This window comes from Paraburkholderia steynii, assembly GCF_900100565.1.
Classification (GTDB): Bacteria; Pseudomonadota; Gammaproteobacteria; order Burkholderiales; family Burkholderiaceae; genus Paraburkholderia; species Paraburkholderia terrae.
The window spans coordinates 41702-62339 of record NZ_FNDI01000006.1; the positions used below are offsets into that span (position 1 = coordinate 41702).

9 protein-coding genes are annotated in these 20638 nt (G+C 62.2%); 5 read left to right on the forward strand and 4 right to left on the reverse strand.

Annotation, left to right across the window (positions count from 1 at the left end; genetic code table 11):
• Positions 1–137: 137 nt before the first annotated feature.
• Positions 138–1142, reverse strand: coding sequence for a Gfo/Idh/MocA family protein (locus BLT65_RS12945; protein ID WP_091778229.1), 1005 nt, complete (start codon positions 1140–1142; stop codon positions 138–140).
• Between the two features lie 156 nt (positions 1143–1298).
• Complete coding sequence (locus BLT65_RS12950) at positions 1299–2009, reverse strand: FadR/GntR family transcriptional regulator (RefSeq protein ID WP_007588056.1); 711 nt, start codon at positions 2007–2009, stop codon at positions 1299–1301.
• A gap of 860 nt (positions 2010–2869) precedes the next feature.
• Between BLT65_RS12950 and BLT65_RS12955 the strand changes: the two genes are divergently transcribed.
• Positions 2870–3181 (forward strand): acyl carrier protein, encoded by a 312-nt coding sequence (locus BLT65_RS12955; protein WP_091778231.1) that lies wholly within the window; start codon positions 2870–2872, stop codon positions 3179–3181.
• Positions 3182–3208: 27 nt separating this feature from the next.
• On the opposite strand, the gene BLT65_RS47195 is transcribed toward BLT65_RS12955, so the two are convergent.
• Positions 3209–3358, reverse strand: coding sequence for a hypothetical protein (locus BLT65_RS47195; protein WP_167306484.1), 150 nt, complete (start codon positions 3356–3358; stop codon positions 3209–3211).
• A gap of 807 nt (positions 3359–4165) precedes the next feature.
• On the opposite strand from BLT65_RS47195, the gene BLT65_RS12960 reads away from it, so the two are divergent.
• Positions 4166–4900: a Crp/Fnr family transcriptional regulator gene (locus tag BLT65_RS12960; RefSeq protein WP_007588058.1), complete on the forward strand. Its 735-nt coding sequence runs from the start codon at positions 4166–4168 to the stop codon at positions 4898–4900.
• A 572-nt stretch (positions 4901–5472) separates the two neighbouring features.
• On the opposite strand, the gene BLT65_RS12965 is transcribed toward BLT65_RS12960, so the two are convergent.
• Complete coding sequence (locus BLT65_RS12965) at positions 5473–6405, reverse strand: glycosyltransferase family 2 protein (RefSeq protein WP_091778233.1); 933 nt, start codon at positions 6403–6405, stop codon at positions 5473–5475.
• Positions 6406–6994: 589 nt separating this feature from the next.
• Here BLT65_RS12965 and BLT65_RS12970 point away from each other — a divergent pair.
• The 3 genes from BLT65_RS12970 to BLT65_RS12980 all read left to right on the forward strand — a co-directional run bounded on the left by BLT65_RS12970 (position 6995) and on the right by BLT65_RS12980 (position 20620).
• Positions 6995–7705, forward strand: coding sequence for a 4'-phosphopantetheinyl transferase family protein (locus tag BLT65_RS12970; protein WP_091778235.1), 711 nt, complete (start codon positions 6995–6997; stop codon positions 7703–7705).
• 651 nt (positions 7706–8356) lie between these two features.
• The gene (locus BLT65_RS12975; protein WP_091778237.1) at positions 8357–18277 is read left to right on the forward strand and encodes a hybrid non-ribosomal peptide synthetase/type I polyketide synthase; all 9921 of its coding nucleotides are present in this window, start codon (positions 8357–8359) and stop codon (positions 18275–18277) included.
• 3 nt (positions 18278–18280) lie between these two features.
• On the forward strand, positions 18281–20620 hold the full coding sequence (locus tag BLT65_RS12980; protein ID WP_091778239.1) for a condensation domain-containing protein: 2340 nt from the start codon (positions 18281–18283) through the stop codon (positions 20618–20620).
• Positions 20621–20638 lie beyond the last annotated feature (18 nt).

The window sequence follows — 20638 nt, forward strand, 5'->3', positions numbered from 1 at the left end:
CCTCGAAACAGCTTGTCTACGGAAGGGAAACGAAACCAGCGGGCCTGGTTTTCAGGCGTACACAGGGCCGAACACCCACCGTCCACACCCGCACCGGCCGCGACGATCCTATCATTGCGCGTGCCCGTCGCGCAGCGTCACTCGCATGGAAACCTGAGCCCCAGCGCCGCGCGCGCCGCATCGGCCATTTCGATCATCTGGCGCGACTTCGCGTGCGTCATGATGGGACTTTCGAGCTTGCCGCTGTGAACCAACTCGCAGAAGTGCGCGGTCTCGTAGTTCAGGCCGCCGCCTTCGAACGGCGCATCCAGCTCGACCACGCGTCCGTCCACGTAGCGCACCGTCGCACGCGCCGGGTTCCACCAGTTCTCATGAATCGTGACATGACCCAGCGTGCCCGCGATAAACGCATCGCCCTTGCCGAACAGGTCCAGTCCGCAAAAGATCTGCGCAATGCCGTTTTCGTGGCGGCTGTTGAGGCTCGCGAACGTATCGACGCCCGTGCGCCCGAGCCGTCCCAGCGTCTGCACGTCGAGCGGCGCGCCGAGCCAGTCGACGGCCAGAAACATCTCGTAGATACCGATATCGAGCAGTGCGCCGCCCGCCTGCTCGAGCGACAGCGACGGATGATCGTCGGGCACGCCCGGCACCGAGCAGCCGGCGCGCACGAGGCCGATCGCACCGATGGGATCGTCAGCGAGATGGGCGCGCAGCTTCCTGTAGAGCGGATAGAACGGCGGCTTCATCGCTTCCATGAAGAGCCGTTGCGACGCACGCGCGCTGTCGATCACGCGATCGAGTTGCGCCGCGTTGACCGTCGCGGGTTTTTCGCACAGCACATGAACACCGGCTTCGAGCGCGGCCGTCGCGTAGTGCGCGTGGCTGTCCTGCATCGTCGCGATATAGAGCGCGTCGATGCCGCTTTGAAGGAGTGCGTCGAAGCTGTCGAGCGCCTGTCCGCCATGTTGCTGAGCAAACGTTTCAGCGGGAGCGCGGCGGCGGGACCAGACTGCTGTCAGCCGCGTGTCGGGGACATGCGCGAGGCTTTGCGCGAAACGATGGGCGATGCGGCCTGTGCCAACGATGCCCCAGCGTAACGTCGCGGGATGCCCGGAATGGTGGTGGGTTGCTGCGTTATTCATCGGTCGCAAAAAGGGTGTCCATCCAGTGAGTGACAGCCGACATTGTCGCCGATGTCGCGTATCACTTCGTCGGACTCGCCTTCGCACGGCCTGGGGTGCTACCGGTGCTGCCGGGTGAAACCTGTTGAAACTCAGTTGCCCTGCCTCGTCCTGTTGCTATGCCGCAGCGTCCGGCATGGCACCGCTCAGGCGGCTCATCGAGAAATCGATCAACGCAATCGACGCAGTTTCCGCTTCCTTCGCGTCGTGCCGCTCGATCGCCTCGACCACCCGCGAGTGCAACCGCACCGTTTCCTCCCACGCGCTGTGCGGCAGATCGACCAGCGGCTTCAACGCGGATAGCGCACCGCGAATGATCGCCGCCATCTGCTGGAAGAACTGGTTGCCGCTCGCAATCACGATGCGCGTATGCAGTACTTCATCCGCAGTCTGATGCCCGGGTTCGCCAGGCGGGCTGTTGCGGAAAGCCTCGAACGCATCGCGGATCGCGGCGATGTCCGAGGCGTTGCCGCGCGTGGCCGCCTGTGCAGCGGCGCGCGGTTCGATCAGCACGCGGAACTCGATTACGTCGCGCAAGAACGTCGGATCGGGCTTCGCACGAAAGCGCCAGTTCACGACGTCCTCGTCGATCATGCGCCAGTCGTGCATCGGCCTGATACGCGTGCCGATCTTGGGCCGCACGTCGAGCATGTGACGGGCGAGCAGCATCGACAGCGCCTCGCGCATCACCGTGCGGCTGACGTCGAATTCCTTCGACAATACGTCTTGCGGCGGTAACACCGCACCGTACTTCTCTTCGACGATCCCGGTCACAAGACCATCCATGACCTTGCTGACCAAGGAACGTTCTTTATTGGTTTGTTCCATCATCCTTCTCCCCGATGCGGCGTTTCTCGCCTGCGATGAATGTTGATCACGTGCCCTCGTGTCATTTTTTATTTTGTGAACAATACGTTGCGTTGCTTTATCTGGATACGCCAGTCGGGAAATTACTCGACAGGGTATTCCCTCCGATCAATTGTTTCTTTCGTGTAACGCGTCGTGAAGCGAAGTCCGAAGCACATCGCAACCAGCCTGCGAAAATGGGGAAAAATTGCATCGAAAGTACTGCACGCATAGGTCCGATAATCCCTTGCGGTTACATTCGTTACGTTTGTTACCGATCGAATCAATTAGCAGTCCGCATGCAAATTACCAGGGCGTGTCGTCTCTCACCGATTCACCCATTTGATCTGCCCGGCCCGCTTATCGAGCGTACTGCGCACCTTCTTTCCGATAGGCCCTCCTCTCATAGCGCCTGGTCATCCCGTGCAAAGATGCATCGCACTCACCCGAATCACCATGACGTCCATCACGCGTCAATGCTTCGATGCAACACATCTGAGCGCCATTGGAACCGATCTTCTGCGTCCTGCTCTGTACGTGTACACACACTTTCGTCGCGCTTTGGCATGGATGCGAGCCGCGTGCCTGATACCGTGCAGCGCCGTCTCGTTCTGCTTATCGATATCGGGAACATATCTACTGTAGTGCCTCGCGCATGCACTCTCGCGTTTCCGTGTGGCAACGCACGGACGCCGACGCGTCGCAATCCGTTAAATAGATTCAACCGGCGCCCCCGTCGCGATCGACCATCCCGGATCATCGACTGGCCCTGGCAGCCGCAAGCCCATACGCCGGACTTAAAGCCACTAGCGGCTGGCCTACACTCATTGAGGGCTGCGCTCATGAAAACGGTACTGCGACGCATTCTTTCCGAATGGGCACGGCTCGACGTGCCTCCCGACATGCTCGCCGACGACGCAGACCTCTATGCAGCAGGCCTCTCGGCAATCGGGACTGTCCAGTTGATGCTATCGATCGAAGACGAATTCGACATCGAAATTCCGAACCGCATGCTCACGCGCGACGTCTTTTCGAGCATCGAGTCGCTGGCGGCGGCCGTCGCAGAATTGCAGGGGGCGCGAGGCGGCGGCATGAACGCGCCGCTCATTCAGGTGGCGGCTGCAGCCGGAGCGTTCTCGCCCGACACGTTGTAGCAGCCGCGCTCACGTCGAACGCATGCGCTAGCGGGCGTGCTGCTGCCGGTGCAGGTCGTCGTGACCGGCGAACGACTGAACGGTCCCGAGGCGATTCTCATCAATGAGACAAACCGGACGCAGACCCTGCAGGTTGAAATAGCCCGGCTGCGTGAGGATGCCGTCAACGTCGCCCATGCGAGGCGCGCGCCCAACAGTGACGTCGCGAGTAACGCATCGCTTTACAAGGTTCCATTTGCCCGAGCGCAACGCTCCACACGCTCTGCCCATACGCCGCCGGGCAGTACCGCAACGACGAAGTACTGGCACTCAACGCGAAAGGTGCAATGTACTACCGCAAAACGTTTGCGCATCCCAGCGGGCTTGCTATCACGCATCCGACTGAAGAATGACGGGGCGCGCCAACACTCCTGCTACGGACGTTGGTATTCGTACGACACAATCGCGCTTTAAAAATCCCGCTCTCCTCCAAAAATCAGTTTTCGGTGCGGCAGCACACTAAATTCATGGAACACATCTGAATCAAATCGCGTTCAGCGCGGAATCACTCTTTGGTGGGCGTTTCGCCCATGTTTCATGCCTGATCGGGGTCAGCAGGCATTCTCCTGGTTATTTTCAACCCATGCAAAATCAGTGAGTTAGCGCCTATAAGTTAAGATGAATTCTCGAATCCACCGACAAATGCCATTGTGCAGTTTTGAAACAAAAAGATACGTTTTAGCCGATTCGACGATATTCCTCGCGACGCTGCGCCGCACCAGCGCTCATTTTCCAGTCGATTGGCACAGTCCTCGCTAGATGATGGGCGCAGTGAAAATGCCGACGTCGATGCAGACATTCAAAACAACCGCATCGACGGATGGTAGACGGGGCCGGTCTGTACGTATCTCGCCGCGAACCAGGCGGCAAGACATCGGGAAGCGTGCAGCGCTGGGTTAAAAAACAAGGGGTCGTGCAGGGCACGGCTTCATGCGAGGACCGATCATGCTAACGCTTCAATCCGATCTGCACGGCAATCATTTGCTCGGCGCATTGCCATCCCATGAGTGGCAGGCCATTGCCCCTCATCTTGAACTCGTTCATCTGCGCACGGAACAACTGCTGTGCGATTCGGGACAACGTATCCACCACGTCTACTTCCCTACCACGGCCATCATCTCGATGCTGTCGACAATGGAAGACGGCGGCTCCGTCGAGATCGCTGCAGTGGGTCGCGAAGGCATGACGGGCGTGCCCGTGCTGACGGGCGGTGAAACGATGCCGAACCGCGTGCAGGTGCAGTGCTCGGGCTTCGCGTACCGGATGACAGCGCAAGCGCTGCGTCAGCAGTTCGCACGCTCGGATTTCCTGCGCCGCCTGATGCTGCTCTACATGCACGCACTGCTCACCCAGGTCGCGCAGACGGCTGCCTGCAACCGGCATCACTCGTTGAACAAGCAACTTTGCCGGTGGCTGTTGATCGAAGTTGACCGCGTGGCATCGGATGATCTGTCCGTCACGCAACAGTTGATCGCCGACATGCTCGGCGTGCGTCGCGAGGGCATCACGGAAGCGGCCGGCAAGCTGCACAACGACGGCCTGATCCATCACAGCCGCGGCCACATCCGCGTGCTCGATCGCAAGGGTCTCGAAGCGCGCGCATGCGAATGCTACGGGCTCGTGAAACGCGAGTTCGACCGTCTGTTGCCGCGTCTGCGTGAAGCCGAAACGGTGAGTTGAAGTGTGCAGCTGCGGCGATGGTGTCGACGGCCTCGATTGCAGTTTGCGGCACATAGGTTTGCAATCGACAGCTTTGAACAGTTCCGTGAAGAGATAGCGTGCGGCGTCAGCATTGGCCTGGCGATCGCACGCGATAGCGGATCTCATCGCCCAAATGAAGCCAGGTTGCGTGAGATGAGCGTGTGCTGAACCAGCGTTGCGCACGCCTGACGAGCGGCCATGATCGGGCACATCGGTGCAATCGTTGTCGGCAACGCCCATGCGACGGGTATCGATCGCGACATGCGGCTTCGCCCACGCGATCCCGTTCGATCCGAACGACAACGTCCCTGTCGCGTCATCTGGTTGCGCGCCTGCCGCATCTACCAGGCGAAATCGCGTTACGCCGATGAACGAGCCAATGAAGTGCGGCGAAGAACATCGAGTTGCAATTTTGATTCAATCTCGTCCCGCCTTTCATTCGCCGTATGCCCGAGGCAACTTCACATCGCCACTCCGTTAGCAATCCATACCATCTCAGGAAGTCGTCGATCCGGAGGCCGCGCTCGGGTGATGGCGTCGCTTGACGCGCGTCACAGCCTCGGAATCTGAAGCTTCCGCCGCAGCTGTTTGATCAGATTCACACCACCGCTTCCGATAACCAGTCGCGCAAACAACAACATCGACCACTTACCCGGAATGAAAATATCTTTCAACATAATACTTCCGACGATATGAAATCTTAATACAATGCTCAGGTTTTTGTAAATCAGGACATTAAAAATAAATGAAGAGACATGCCCTCGTGACATAAACCCGTTATATTTCTCAAAAAACGCCAGACTCGGCTCACAGCTGACCGCCCTCGATATTTTATTCACACCCCCGTTCAGAGAATACTCCACCAGTGCGTCGTGCAAATAAATGAACGAGCAGCCGGTCATTTCAGCACTAATGGCAAAATCCCAATCCTGATGGCGCCGCAAAGATCCGTCAAAACCAATTAAGGGATAGTGATGACGCCACATCATGATGGATGAGGTTTGAATATATCCGCCATCCAATAAAATGAAGTCGAGCATCGATTGACCGTCATAGGGAGTCCGGTTGCCCGGTAAGCATCGGATCCCGTCGGTTAGCATCACGTTGCTGAACAACACTTTCACTTCGTTCACGGGAGGCTTGGGGCCGAAGGCAGCGATGCATCGTTCGAGTTTGTGCGGGAGCCACCGGTCGTCAGCATCCAGAAAGGCAATCAGGTCGCCGGTCGCTTCTTCGATGCCCCGATTCCGGCACCACGCCGCCCCGCGATTCACGGTCTCGCGGATCAGCCGCAATGGGATCTGATTTCCGCAATGACTCGGCAATTCGAATTGCAACCCGGACGCATCATCTATAACAATAATTTCCCGCGGAACAACTGTCTGAAGGGATATTGATTCTATCGCCACCCAAAGCAAATCAAGGCTATTGTAGTGTGGAATTATCACACTTACAGTATGGACATCGTCAAAATCGCGCCCCATGCTACACCCCGAATTTTATCTTTGAAAATCCTTTACATAGAGCGAAATTATCCGATTTCACCTGCCGCATCTAATTACACAGACCTTGCCATCACTTTACTGATTACATTATCGATACAGCCATTTATTACACCGATCCTTCCAATAACTTACTAATCACATAATCAATGCTATGGGCGTGCTTTCAGTTCGACGCGGATCTGATTGGCGTACATAGTAAAAACCAGGCCATAACGGATTGGGTCCTTCGTGTCGTGAAGTGCCGAGCATGCAGTCTTGCTATTTTCAGAAAGTCCCACGGGCTTTCAGTCGGGGCATTTTCCCCATCGCAATGTACTTGCGCCTGTTCGGACCACGCATGCCGTGCAGCGCCATCGTATCTTCAGGGACGGATCGTAGGACGGTTCCCGACACGATTCCGTGGGTTGCCCAACAATCCCGCCTGGATCGCAATGGCGAGTTGCCGGTGAATGCGGATGAACGAACACGTAGATCGTGTCACGGCTGATCGCAAGGGACGCATGTCAACACGCTGATGTTGATCCTGTAGAATCGACCAGCCCCACCGCCAGTCGAGTCCAGACTTTCAATGTCCTCTTCTCTCCTTACGCCGCCCTCTCCGCAAGAAGTGCATGTCTGGGAGTGGGACCTCGATGTCTGTGCCGGTGAATTTGATCGGCACTGGGAAACGCTATCGGAGGAAGAGCGCGAGCGCGCCAACAAATTCCGCTTCGAACGGCATCGCCGTCGCTATGTGGCAGGCCGAGGCGAACTCAGGCGGCTCCTGAGTCGTTACCTCGGGTTAGCACCGTCGGAGATCGCCCTGCGCTATGGCTCGGATGGCAAACCGTTCTGCGCGACCCAGCCTCCTGAGTGGCGTATCTGCTTCAACCTCAGTCACAGCGAGAATGAGGCGGCTCTCGCCATCTCGAACGGTTTCGAGGTCGGCATCGACGTAGAACAGTTCCGACCGATCGAAGAAAGTTTGCCGCTCGAAGTATTCTCCACGCGGGAGCGCGCGCAATTCACCGCCTTACCGGACGCCGAACGGCAGAACGTCTTTTTTGAAAGCTGGGCGCGCAAAGAGGCCTGCCTGAAGGCGCTCGGCACTGGCTTCATCCTGCCACCGACTCATTTCGAGTTCGATCTTTCCATTCGCGGCGACACGACACCCCGCTTCGTCAGCGGCGAGGCGGAAGAAGCGGCGCATTGGCGCATTTGTGCCCTGCCATCCAGTCCGACCTGTGCGGGAGCGGTGGCAGCACGACACACAGACTGGTCGATCGTCAAAATGAACTGACGGCCGGCGTCTGCGGGCGTGCAGCGCGGACATTGCTCTACATATAGCATCTCGCACTCCTACGCCCCCGACTTTGCCCCTCGATATACATCGCAGTACCAACCAAATAGACAAACGAAGGATACGGCTATCCCATCGACTGGCGGTGTCGTCAAAGCACGTCGGCCCGCACGACCATGCCAAAACACGGGCCTGCCATTGTTTCGGGCAAGCGCCAATCCTCTCTTGCCATCATGCCCCGAAGCGGTTTCGCCACGCGCAACACGACTGCCAACCGTTGACGATCGCGTCGAAGCAACCCTCGTCCGGCCGACATTACGCTTACTGGCAGACCCGCTCCCGCCACACAAAGTAGGTCGGGAGCATCGCCGCGATGCACCTGTTTGCGGCATCGGGAGCGGCTTGGCGCCATTCCGCACGAACTCCTCTGCTCAAAGTGTTGTTGCGTCGCTCGTGTGTGCGACGGCGTACGGATAGGCATCCCGCAGAAGTTTAACTTTCACTTACCGCAAATTTCGGGTTTGAGGCGTGGGACAGGCGTGGATAGCCACGTGCTGCCTGCGCTTCCCGTGACCGGCCCCGCCGATATGAGCGCCAAGCGCCACGCGTGGCTCAGTTCAATACCTTCATCAAACTTCTGGAGACCGGCAGATGTCACATAGAGATGGATATTTGAGCGACTTGCCGGGCGGCGCAGGTCATGGACCTGGCGTAGCGGCGCGCTTCGATGCCGTATGTGGCGAGTTTGGCGATCATCTTGCGGTGATCGACCAGACGGGTGAAGAGTCGTATGCCGCCCTCGGCGAGCGTTCGGCCCGCCTCGCGAGCGTCCTTGCCAGCATGGGACTGGGGCAAGGCGATCGTTGCGCGATCATGGTTCCGCGCAGCCGGGACACGCTGGCCCTGATGCTGGCGATCCTGCGTGTGGGCGCCGTCTATGTGCCGCTGGATCCCGCTTACCCCAAGGCGCAACTCGATTTCATCGTTGCTGACTGTCTGCCCAAACTGATCGTCGCGGAAGGCGCGGCGCTTGCCAGCGTGGGCGACCTGAATGGCGTGTTGATCGATCTGGCCGATATCGTGGCATCGTCGGCGGCTGTCGATCCCGCTCCGCTGCATCCGACGGACCCTGACGACCCGGCGTACATCATGTATACGTCCGGCTCGACGGGCAAGCCCAAGGGCGTGATCGTCCCGCATCGCGCGATTCTGCGCCTGGTGCAGGGTCAGACCTTCACTGCCCTGTCGTCGGAAACGCGCTTCCTCAATCTCGCGCCCCTCGCCTTCGATGCCAGCACGCTGGAAATCTGGGGTCCGCTGCTGAACGGCGGCAGCGCCGCGATCATCAACGAGGTCCAGCCTTCGCTCGACACGATTGCCTCCGAAATGGCACGGCTCGGCGTCACGAGTGCGTGGTTCACGGCTGGCCTCTTCAATGCGCTCGCCGACTATCGGCTGGAAGCCTTTTTGCCGCTCAAGGAAGTGCTGACGGGCGGCGACGTGCTGTCGCCCGTGCATATCCGCAAGGTCATGGAGGCCCACCCCGAGCTGCAGATCATCAATGGCTACGGGCCGACCGAGAACACGACTTTCACCTGCTGCTACCGCATTCCGCGCCACAGCGAGGCATCAACACATGGCGACGCGATTCCTATCGGCGACGCGATTGCGGGCACGCGGGTCTACATCGTCGACGACAAGCTGGTTCCTGTCGGCGATGGCGAAGTCGGCGAACTCGTCACGGGCGGTGACGGCGTAGCGCTCGGCTACCTCAATCGCCCCGAGCTGACGGCAGAAAAATTCATCGACGACGTCTTCACGCCCGGCGGCAAGCTCTACCGCACGGGTGACCTCGTGCGCCGCCGCGCGGACGGCGCGATTGATTTCCTGGGCCGCAACGACCGGCAGATCAAGATCGCGGGCAAACGCATCGAACTCGATGAAATCGAACATGCGCTGCGTGTCGCGCCCGGCGTAGCCGATGCGGCCGTGGCGGCATTCGAGGGCCGCAGGGGCAAGTCCATCGCCGGCTTCGTGAAGGCCGATGTCGCCGATGCAGCGGCTGCCGCCGCCTTCGTCGACGGGTTGCGCGCGCATCTGAAGGCCGCATTGCCCGACTACATGGTGCCGACGGAGCTGCGTGTCCTGCCGGACTTCCCGCTAACGCCGAATGGCAAGATCGACCGCAAGGCCCTGCTTGCGGGACTCGATACGCCTGTCGCGGCGCCCGCCGAACCCGAGCCGATCGACGACGACATCGCCGGAAAGCTGGCGGCTGTGTTCGAGGGGCTGCTCGGCAACCCCGTCGATCGCCGCTCGAACTTCTTTGATCTCGGACTGCGCTCGCTCGATCTGATGCGGGCTCACGCGATCATCGCGCGCGACGTGTCGGCCAAGGTCGCGCTGGTGGATCTGTTCCGCCATCCCAATGTCGAGGCGCTGGCCGCGCATCTGCGCGACGCCCTCGGCATGGCACAGCAAGGGGCCATCCGGCGCCGCCGCGACGTGCAAGACGGCGCTATCGCTGTCGTCGGCATGTCCGGACGCTTTCCTGGCGCGCGCAATGTCCGCGAGTTCTGGGCCAACATCCTCGCGGGGCGCGACTGCATCACGCATTTCGACGTGGCGGAACTGGAAGACAGTTTCGACGATGGCTCTCGCCGCGAAGATCGGTATGTGAAGGCACGGCCGATCCTTCAGGACGTCGATCGCTTCGATGCCGGCTTTTTTGGGGTGCTGGCGCGCGAGGCAGCACTGACCGACCCGCAACAGCGCCTGTTCCTCGAGATCGCCTGGGAGGCGTTCGAAGATGCCGGCTACGATCCGGCGACGATCGCCGGTGCCGTCGGGGTGTTCGCCGGCACGTCGATGAACACCTACTTCCTCAAGCACGTTCTGACCGATCGTGGCGTGATCGATGAGTTCACGAGCCAGTTCCAGATCGGCGAGTATCAAAAGCTGGTCGGTGCCGGCGATTTCGTCGCCACCCGCACGGCCTACAAGCTCGGCCTCAGGGGGCCTGCCATCTCGGTGCAGACGGCATGCTCGACGTCGCTGACGGCGATTGGCCTTGCCGTAGAGAACCTTCGGGCGGGACGCTGTGACATGGCGCTGGCAGGCGGCGTGTCGGTCACCTTCCCGCAGAAGCGCGGCTACTTCTATGAAGAAGGCGGGATGGGCGCGCCCGATGGCGTCTGCCGCCCGTTCGATGCCAACGCGAAGGGCACGGTGTTCGGCAGCGGCGCGGGCGTGGTTCTGCTGAAACGTCTCGAAGACGCCATCGCTGACGAGGATTCCATCTATGCGGTGATCCGTGGCGTCGGCATGAACAATGACGGCTCCGACAAGGTCGGCTTCACTGCGCCTAGCGTCGATGCGCAGGCCCGCGCGATTGCCATCGCGCACGCCGAGGCAGGCATCGATCCCGCCTCCGTTGGCTATATCGAAGCCCACGGCACGGCGACGCCGCTCGGCGATCCGATCGAATTCGCGGGCCTCGTGCAGGCATTCCGCCTGGGCGGCGTCGAGGGCGGCCAGTTCTGCGCGCTCGGCTCGGCGAAGGCCAATGTCGGACACCTCGACGCGGCAGCCGGCGTGACAGGTTTCATGGCGGCGGCGCTCGCGCTGCGCAACCGCACGTTGCCGCCGCTCACGCATTTCCATGCGCCGAACCCGGCTATCGACGTGACGAACAGCCCGTTCTTCTTCAACGAGGCTGCGCGTCCCTGGGCTGATGGCTCGACGCCGCGCCGCGCCGGTGTGAGTTCATTCGGCGTCGGCGGCACGAATGTCCATGTGGTGCTGGAAGAAGCGCCTTGCCGTGTCGACGCTTCTGAGCAGCAAGACGGGCTGCAGATACTGCCGCTTTCGGCAAAGAGCGCGGCAGCGCTCGAACGCGCGAAGGCCAATCTCGCCAGCCATCTCGCGGTCAATCCCGGCGTCTCGCTCGCCGACGTGGCCGCAACGCTGCAAACGGGTCGCCGTGCCTTCACGCATCGCGCCGTGGTGATCGCCGACAGCCTCGATCAGGCGCAAGCGAAGCTGCAAAAAGGCGCCATCGAAGCACAGGCTCCTCAAGCCACGCCGCCCGTCGTCTTCATGTTCCCCGGCCAGGGCTCGCAGTATCCGGGCATGGGCGAAGCGCTCTATCGCACCGAGCCGGTCTATCGCGAATGGATCGACAAGGGCGCCGAGGCGCTGGCTCCGCACGTCGGGCTGGATATCCGCACGCTGATGTTCAGCGATACCCCGGAAGGCGACGATACCCCGCACCCCATCCGTTCGACGATCTACGCGCAGCCGGCGCTGTTCCTCGTCGAATACGCACTGGCGCAGCTGTGGATATCGCGCGGCGTCAAGCCGACGGCGATGATCGGCCATAGCGTCGGCGAACTGGTCGCAGCGTGCGTGGCCGAGGCGATTGCCTTCGAGGATGCGCTATACCTCATCGCGAAGCGCGGCGCGCTCATGCAATCGGCCGAACCGGGCGCGATGCTGGTGGTGCGTCTGTCGGAGGCCGATCTCAGGCCCATCCTGCCCGCCGACGTCGACCTGGCCGCGATCAATGCACCGACGCTCAGCGTGGTGGCAGGCCCCTTCGCCGCCGTCGAGGCGTTCGAGGCCACGCTGAAGGCAAGCGATATCGAGCATCGGCGGCTGCACACGTCTCATGCGTTCCACTCGCGCATGATGTCCGGCGTCGTTGAAGATCTGGCCAGGCTCGCGGACACCCTTTCTTTCGCACGACCGAAGATTCCGTATGTGTCCTCGGTGACAGGCCAATGGGCGTCGATGGATCAGCCCGTACACGGACGTTACTGGGCCGGGCATTGCCGTGACGTCGTGCGCTTCAGCGACGCGCTGACCATGGTGACGGCGGAAGGCAAGCCGCTTCTGCTCGAAATCGGCCCCGGCCGGACGCTGACGACCTTCGCGATGCAAGGATTGCCCAAGGACCGGTATCTGGGCGCGATTGCCTCCCTGCCCGATTTCGCGATGCGCGACCGCGAGCTTCCCTTGCTCGCCGAAGCGACCGGACGCCTGTGGCTGAACGGCGTCACGCCGAACTGGAAAACCGTTCAGCCAGAAGCTGCCCGCCGCGTTTCACTACCGACCTATCCGTTCGAACCGGAACGGCATTGGATCGAAGCGCCTGCAACTGCCTCTTCACGCAACCCCACGACGGAAGCCGCCGCGCTTGCCGCTCCGGCCTCGTCCGACGCCATAACCACCACCTCTCCGACCGCCATGACCAAAACCGTCCAAATCGACCGCAAACCGCGCCTCATCGCCGAACTGGCCTCGCTTCTCGCCGAGATCTCCGGCGAGGCGCCGGATACGTCCGACCCGAACATGACCTTCTGGGACCTCGGTTACGACTCGCTGTTGATGGGACAGGTCTCCCGGCAGCTTCGCCGCCGCTACGACGTCACGATCAGCTTCCGGCAGATCATGAGCGACTATCCGACGCTGCCTGCGCTGGCCCAGTTCCTCGACGGCGCCATGCCGCCTGATCCGGAACAGCCGGCCGTCGTTGAGGCAGCGCCCGTCGTCGAAGCCGCGCCTGTTGCCGTTGCGGCACCCGTCGCCGTCGCGGCTGCGCCTGGCTTCGCCGCGCCCATGATGGCCACGGCCCCGGCCTCGGGCGATGTCCAGTCGGTGATCCGCGACCAGATCGCTGCGATGCAGTCCCTGATGGCGCGTCAGCTCGACGTGCTGCAAGGCGCACCGCTGGCCGTCCAGCAGCCCGCCGCCGTGATCCAGGTCGCCGCAGCGCCGGTGCAAGTCATTGCGCCCGCGCCCGTCGTCGCAGCCGCAGCGCCCAAGCAATCCGCCGGCCCCGAGATCAAGTTCGAAGAAAATCGCCCGACGCGCTTCACCGCATACAAGCCGGGCGCCACGAACTCGGCACAGATGACCGATGCGCAGACGGCGTTCATCACGGATCTGACGACCCGTTACTCGGCGAAAACACCCACGTCCAAAGCTCGTACGCAGTCCTACCGTGCCGTGCTTGCCGATCCGCGTACGGCCAGCGGCTTCCGCGAGGAATGGAAAGAGCTGGTCTATCCCATCGTCGCCCAGCGCTCCAAGGGTTCGAAGATCTGGGACGTCGACGGCAATGAATATATCGACATAGTCAATGGCTACGGCCAGACCGCGTTCGGCCATACGCCCGATTTCGTGGTGGACGCCGTCAACGCGCAGATGGCGGAAGGCTTCGCGATCGGACCGCAGTCCCCGCTCGCGGGTGAAGTCGCGCAGATGTTCGCCGACATGACCGGGCATCAGCGCGTCACGTTCTGCAATACCGGTTCCGAAGCCGTGATGGCAGCGATGCGCCTCGCGCGCACCGTGACGGGCAAGGACAAGATCGTCTGCTTCGACGGCGACTACCACGGTCAGTTCGACGAAGTCCTCGTCAAGCCGGGCAGCGAAGCCGGTGTCCCGCGTGCTTTCCCGCTCGCCCCCGGCATCCCGCAGAACTCGGTGGGCAACATGGTCGTGCTGCCCTACGCCAGGTCCGAAAGCCTCGAATGGATCAAGGCCAACATCGACGATATCGCCGGTGTGCTGTTCGAGCCGGTGCAGTCGCGTCACCCCAATCTGCGGCCGAAGGAATTCGTGCAGCAACTGCGTGAGATCACGGCAGCCAATGAGTCCGCGCTGATCTTCGACGAAGTCGTGACGGGCTTCCGCGTCCATCAGGCCGGCATGCAAGGCTACTGGGGCATCCAGGGCGACATGGCGACCTACGGCAAGGTGGTCGGCGGCGGTCTGCCCGTCGGCGTGCTCGCCGGCACAGCCCAGTTCATGGATGCGCTCGACGGCGGCCAGTGGCAATTCGGCGACGCGTCGGTGCCCGAAGTGCCGCCGACCTTCTTCGCGGGTACGTTCGTGCGTCACCCCGTGGTGCTGGCAGCGATGAAAGCCGTGCTTCTGCACCTGAAGGAAGCCGGCCCGGCGCTGCAGGAAACACTCGCCGCGCGCATGGACGGGCTCGTGCAGCGTATCAACGGTCATCTGGAGAAAGTCGGCATCGCGGCGCGCGCCGAATCCTTCTCAAGCTGGTTCTATGTCAGCTTTGCAGGCGAAGACCGTCTGGGCAGCCTGTTCTATCCGTATATGCGCTACCTCGGCGTTCACATCATGGAAGGCTTCCCCTGCTTCCTGACGACCAGCCATTCGGACGAGGACATCCGCAAGATCGGCGATGCCTTCGTTGAAAGCATCGCGGCGCTCCAGCGCGTCGGCATTCTCGGCAGCACGCAGGAAGCGCCGGCTTCCGTGCCGCAGGCCGAACCGCTGCAACTCACGCAAGCGGCCCTCACCGAACCGCAGAAAGAAATCTGGCTGTCGGCTCAGGTGGGTAACGAAGCCTCGCTCGCGTTCAACGAGTCCTTCACGCTCGAACTGAACGGCAACCTGAACGAAGCCGCTTTCGAACGCGCCTTCGCGGCCACGGTTGCCCGCCACGATGCGCTGCGTGTTCACTTCTCACGCGTCGGCGACATGATGTTCGCGGACCCGGCGACGACTGTTCCGCTGGAAAAGATCGACCTGTCCGGCCACGCCGATCCGGCCGGACAACTCGCGTCCATCATCGATGCGGAAGCCCGTGAAGTGTTCGATCTGACCCGCGCTCCGCTGGCTCGTGCCGGGCTCGTGCGACTGGAAAGCCAGAAGTCGGCCTTCGTGTTTACCGCCCATCACATCATCTGCGACGGATGGTCGATCAACATCATCCTGCGCGATCTGTCCGCCCTCTACGCGGCTGAAGTGTCGGGCGCACAAGCTGAACTCGACGAGGTGCAAAGTTTTCTCGCCTTCGCCAAGGCGCAGGATGAAGCCGGTGTTGACGCGGAGACGCGCGACTTCTGGATGAATCTCCATCGCAACCCCGCGCCGCAGCCCGATTTGCCCGGCGACCGTCCGCGCCCGGAACTCAAGAGCTTCAGCGGCGCTTCGACGACACGCCATCTGGGAGCCGATCTTCTCAAGCAGGTGAAGACCGCTTCGTCGAAGCAAGGCTGCTCGCTGTTCGCCACGCTGTTCGGCGCTGCCCAGGTGCTGTTTGGCCGCCTGTCGAACAATGACGATGTCGTGATCGCCGCGCCGATGGCTGGCCAGTCGCAAGCGGGCGAAGCGCTGCTGGTCGGGCACTGCGTCAACTTCCTGCCGCTGCGCGTGAAGTTCGACCGCAACCAGCCTTTCGCCACGCACATGAAGGCGGTGCGCGATCATCTGTACGACGCCGGTGACCGGCAAAACTACACCTATGGCGCGCTGGTGCGCGACCTCGGTGTCAAGCGCGATCTCAACCGGCTGCCGCTGACCGATCTGCAGTTCAATCTGGAGAAGGTCGACGGTGAGCTCGACATGGCGGGCGTGACCACGCGCTTCACGCCGAATGCGAAGGCCTACAGCAACTTCGATCTGTTCCTGAACGTCATCGAATCGGCAAAGGGTCTTCGTCTGGATTGCGACTTCAACACCGACGTCTATGACGAAGCGACGATCCAGCGCTGGCTCGGCTACTACGAGAACGTGCTGACGGCGATTGCCCGCGATGCCGAAACGACGGTCGCAGCACTGTCGCTACTCAACGATGTCGAGATCCATCACCTGCGCGACGAACTGAATGACTCCCAGCGCGCCTACGATCTGTCGCAGACGACTCCGGCGCTGATCGCCGCGCAGGCTCGCCAGACGCCCAATGCACCGGCCGTCTCGGATGAGGTCCTGCGCCTGAGCTACGGCGAGCTCGATGCAAGCGCCAGCCGGATCGCCCGCAGTCTCGTGGCGGCGGGTATCGCGCCGCGCGGACGCGTCGCCATCGCGATGGACCGGAGCGTGATGACGGTGGCCGCGATGATCGGCGTGTGGCGGGCCGGTTGCGCCTACGTGCCGCTCGACATGACGATGCCGCCTGCGCGCCTGCGCCAGATTCTCGACGGTGCCGACATCGCTGCCATCCTCACCGATGGCGCAAGCCAGGCCGTGCTGGAACCGGGCGCACACCGCGTACTGGACCTGGAGACGCTCCTTGCGCAACGCGACGACACAGCCGTGACGCTGCCCAACGTATCGGATGCCGACTCGGCCTACGTGATCTTCACGTCGGGCTCGACGGGCCAGCCCAAGGGCGTGGAAATCGGACATCGCGCGCTGAGCAACTTCCTGCTGTCGATGGCGGAAGCGCCGGGATTTACGACCAAAGACCGCATCGTGGCCGTCACGACGTTCTCCTTCGACATCTCCGGTCTCGAGCTGTTCCTGCCGCTGATCGCCGGCGGACAGACCTTCATCGCAGGCCATGCAGAGGTTCGCACCGGCTACGAGTTGGTGAGCCGGCTGAACGAGCAGGCTGCCACCGTTCTCCAGGCGACGCCGTCGCTCTGGCGCATGCTGCTGGAAGCCGGCTTCAAGGTCCCGCAGGGCTTCAAGATCCTGTGTGGCGGTGAGCCGCTGCCGCGCGATCTCGCCGACGCGCTACTGGAGACTGGGGCTGAAGTGTGGAACCTCTACGGTCCGACGGAAACGACGATCTGGTCGTCCGCCTCGCGTGTCGTGGCGAATGGCGCTGTGGTGATCGGCGCACCCCTCGCGAATACGCAACTGCATGTGCTCACCGAAGACCTGCATCTCGCGCCGCAAGGCGTGAGCGGTGAACTGTGGATTGGCGGTGATGGCCTTGCAAAGGGCTATTTCAACCGCCCCGATCTCACCGATGCAGCGTTCAGGTCGGTTGCCATCGAAGGCGCTGCGCCGTGCCGCCTGTACCGCACGGGTGATCTTGCGAAACGCCTCGCCGATGGCTCGCTGCAACACCTCGGCCGTCGCGACCAGCAGATCAAACTGCGCGGCTTCCGCATCGAGATCGAGGATATCGAGGCTGCGTTGCGCAAGGCGCCCGGCGTGGCCGCCGCGGCCGTCGCGCTGCATACCGTCAGCGACAGTCCGCGTCTGGTGGGCTACATCGTCGAGACTGCTTCTGACAAGACTGACCAGGCAGCCGTCGCCGCGCATGTTGCCGGGCAATTGCCGGCCTACATGGTGCCGACCCTGTGGATGACGCTCGACGCCCTGCCGCAGACCAGCAACGGCAAGCTCGATCGCAAAGCCCTGCCCGTGCCGACCGCGGACATGGTGGCCGCACCCGTGCGCCATCCGCATGCGGCGCTCAAGGTGGTTCCGCCCGCCCCGATGCCGATCGAACCCGCGGCGGCTGAAGCCATTGCGATCGAACCTGTGGCGGCTGAACCCGTGGCCATGACGCAGACGCAATCCACCATCGCGGCGATCTGGGGTGACGTGCTCGGTCTCCAGCATGTCGGCATCGATCAGCAGTTCTTCAGCCTCGGCGCAGACAGCCTCCAGCTGTTCCGCATCGTCGCGCGAATGAACGAACGCGGACTGGGTGTCGATGCGCGTCAGCTCATGAAGAATCTGACGATCGCCGAACTGGCGGCGAGCCTCGACGGCCCGCCGGCGGACGAGCCGATGGCGGCGCCTGCCGTAGCCCGGCCGTCGATCCTCAATTTCAAGCGCAGAGTTGCGGAGGGAGTCTGAGCAATGAACGGACTGGCCTTTAAGATCGCCCCGACCGACGAGGTCGAAGCCAGCTACGCCGTGTTCCCGGCGACCGCCTGCCAGGTCAGGTTCTGGCATGAGCAAAAGGCGTCGCCGAAGGCCTCCGCGCTCAACATCGCGTTCCGGCTGCAGTTGTCGGGACCGCTCGATGCCGCGAGTATCGAGCGGGTGCTGCGCGAACTGGTAGCACGGCACGAGGTATTGCGTACCGGCTTCCTGATGACGGGTGCGGGGCTGCGACAGCAGGTCTGGAGCCACGCGCCCTTCCTGCTCGAAGTGGTCGACCTCACAGGCTTTGAGGAAAAGGATGGCCTTGCGGAAGCGGAGCGCGTAGGCGGACATCAGGCCCGCACGCCTTTCGCATTGTCGTCGCCCTCCTTCTTCCGGGCCGTGTGGTTGCCCCGGTCGGCCACGCAGGGTGAACTGCAGCTGACATTCCATTCGCTCGTGATGGATGGCTGGTCGTTCGCCATCCTCGTGCGCGAGCTCGTGGAAGGACTTGCCGCCGTCCATGCCGGCCTCGAACCCGCTTACCCCGATGTCGATCTTCACCACGGCGACTATGCGCTGTGGAAGGAAGAGTTCCTTGCCAGCGGTGCGCTCGATCGCGCCCGCGCCCACTGGCGCCAGGAGCTTCGGGATTTCAGCCGCTTCGATGTTCCCGGCGATCGTCCCCGGCCGCAGGCGCGACGCTTCCAGGGCATCATCCGCTCGATCCTCTTGCCCGGCGCGCTCAGCGACCGGCTGATTGCGGCTGCCAAGGCGCAAGGCGTCACGCTGTTCAGCGTTGCGGCTGCCGGCCTCGCGATGGCGCTGCAAAAGTCGGCCGGGCAGACGAAGGTTGCCATGGGCACCCAGATGTCAGTGCGGGATCAGCAGGAACTCGAGGGCGTGGTCGGGCCGCTGATCAACACGGTGATCCTGCGCCTCGACATGCCTCAAGGCAGCACCGTGGCCGCCGTGACAGCGCAGTGCGGCGCCAAGCTCAGCGACGCCATCGAACATCTGCACCTGCCGTTCGAAGAGATGACGGAGATGGCGGGCGAGGTATCCGATGGGGATCGCCCGCCGCTGTGCTCGGTCAATTTCGCCCTGCAGCAAAGCTTCGTCGGCGGCGGCGATGAAGTTCGCCGGGGCGTTTTCGCTGCAACGACCTCGCCCTCCTTCAACGCGGGCGCGCTCTACGACCTCAACTTCTTCATGGTGCGGCGCCCGGATGGCTGGCGCATCTCGTGTGAAGGCGACACGGATCTCTACGACGTGGCGACCATCGACGGGCATCTGGCGAAGTGGCGCGCGATGCTGGAAACCGTCGAGATCGACGCGAAGCTGCCGGTGGCGCCCGCTGCCGCGAAAGCAACGGCGACATTCGTGTCAGGCGTCGGCAACAGCGGTTTCATGAGTCAGGCCGAACTGGAGGCGAAAGCGCGCAATATCGTGCGCTTCAACGAGAATGCGCCGGGAACGCCCATCATTGCGCTCAACAACATGGCCGTGTTCTATGAACTGGCCCGGCAGATCGGCACCGACCGTCCCATCATCGATATTCCGATGGTGCCGGAAGGCGCCCCGCGCGAGTTCCCGCAGCGTGCTTTTCAGGACGTCGCCGCGGACGCCGTGCGGCTGATCAGGCTGGCCCGGCCCAACGGCCCGTACATCCTGATGGGGCATTGCGTGCTCGGTGCGCTGTCGCTGGAGGCGGCCCATCAGCTCAGGCGCGAAGGCGAAACGGTGGAACTCGTCATTCTCAACGACTCGTGGTGCCCGGGTTATCGCGAGTCGATGCCCTGGTACGACCGGCAGTTGCGCAAGATGCAGGTGCGTGCGGACAACATTCCGCGCGACTTCCGCAAGGCCATGCGGGGCGAGACCTCGATGGTCGCCTTCCTCAATCAGTATCGGATCGTTCGCTGGCTCGGCATTGCCAAGCTTGCTCTCAAGCTCGGCCTGATTCAGGGCAATGCATCGGAGCATATGGTTTCGGAGAATCGCTGGTACATCGAATATCTGCTGGCGCAGCAGGCGCGGTATTGCCCTGCCCCCTATGACGGCGACGTGCAGATCTTCCGCAGTGGCCAGGTGCTCAATGGACGCCTGTTCGCGCGGGACTTGGGATGGGGGTCGGTAGTGACAGGCAAACCGGGTAACCTGGTGGTCACCGAGGTTCCGGGCATGCACGATCAGATCTTCCGCTCGGCCGGCGCGGCTGTCATCGGCAAGCAACTGCGTGAGCGTCTGGCGCGGATCGGGGAGAACAGCGCTGAAGCCAATGCTGGCGAAGAGGACGCTCCCGCAGCATATCTGAGTCGCGCCAAGGCTTAGAACTCACTTCATAAGGAT

Excerpts from the sequence above, each read along its gene's own strand:
- BLT65_RS12950 (WP_007588056.1), bottom strand. The coding sequence starts at position 2,009 with ATGGAACAAACCAATAAAGAACGTTCCTTGGTCAGCAAGGTCATGGAT.
- BLT65_RS12980 (WP_091778239.1), top strand. The coding sequence starts at position 18,281 with ATGAACGGACTGGCCTTTAAGATCGCCCCGACCGACGAGGTCGAAGCC.
- BLT65_RS12945 (WP_091778229.1), bottom strand. The coding sequence starts at position 1,142 with ATGAATAACGCAGCAACCCACCACCATTCCGGGCATCCCGCGACGTTA.
- BLT65_RS12975 (WP_091778237.1), top strand. The coding sequence starts at position 8,357 with ATGTCACATAGAGATGGATATTTGAGCGACTTGCCGGGCGGCGCAGGT.
- BLT65_RS12970 (WP_091778235.1), top strand. The coding sequence starts at position 6,995 with ATGTCCTCTTCTCTCCTTACGCCGCCCTCTCCGCAAGAAGTGCATGTC.
- BLT65_RS12960 (WP_007588058.1), top strand. The coding sequence starts at position 4,166 with ATGCTAACGCTTCAATCCGATCTGCACGGCAATCATTTGCTCGGCGCA.
- BLT65_RS12955 (WP_091778231.1), top strand. The coding sequence starts at position 2,870 with ATGAAAACGGTACTGCGACGCATTCTTTCCGAATGGGCACGGCTCGAC.
- BLT65_RS47195 (WP_167306484.1), bottom strand. The coding sequence starts at position 3,358 with ATGGGCGACGTTGACGGCATCCTCACGCAGCCGGGCTATTTCAACCTG.
- BLT65_RS12965 (WP_091778233.1), bottom strand. The coding sequence starts at position 6,405 with ATGGGGCGCGATTTTGACGATGTCCATACTGTAAGTGTGATAATTCCA.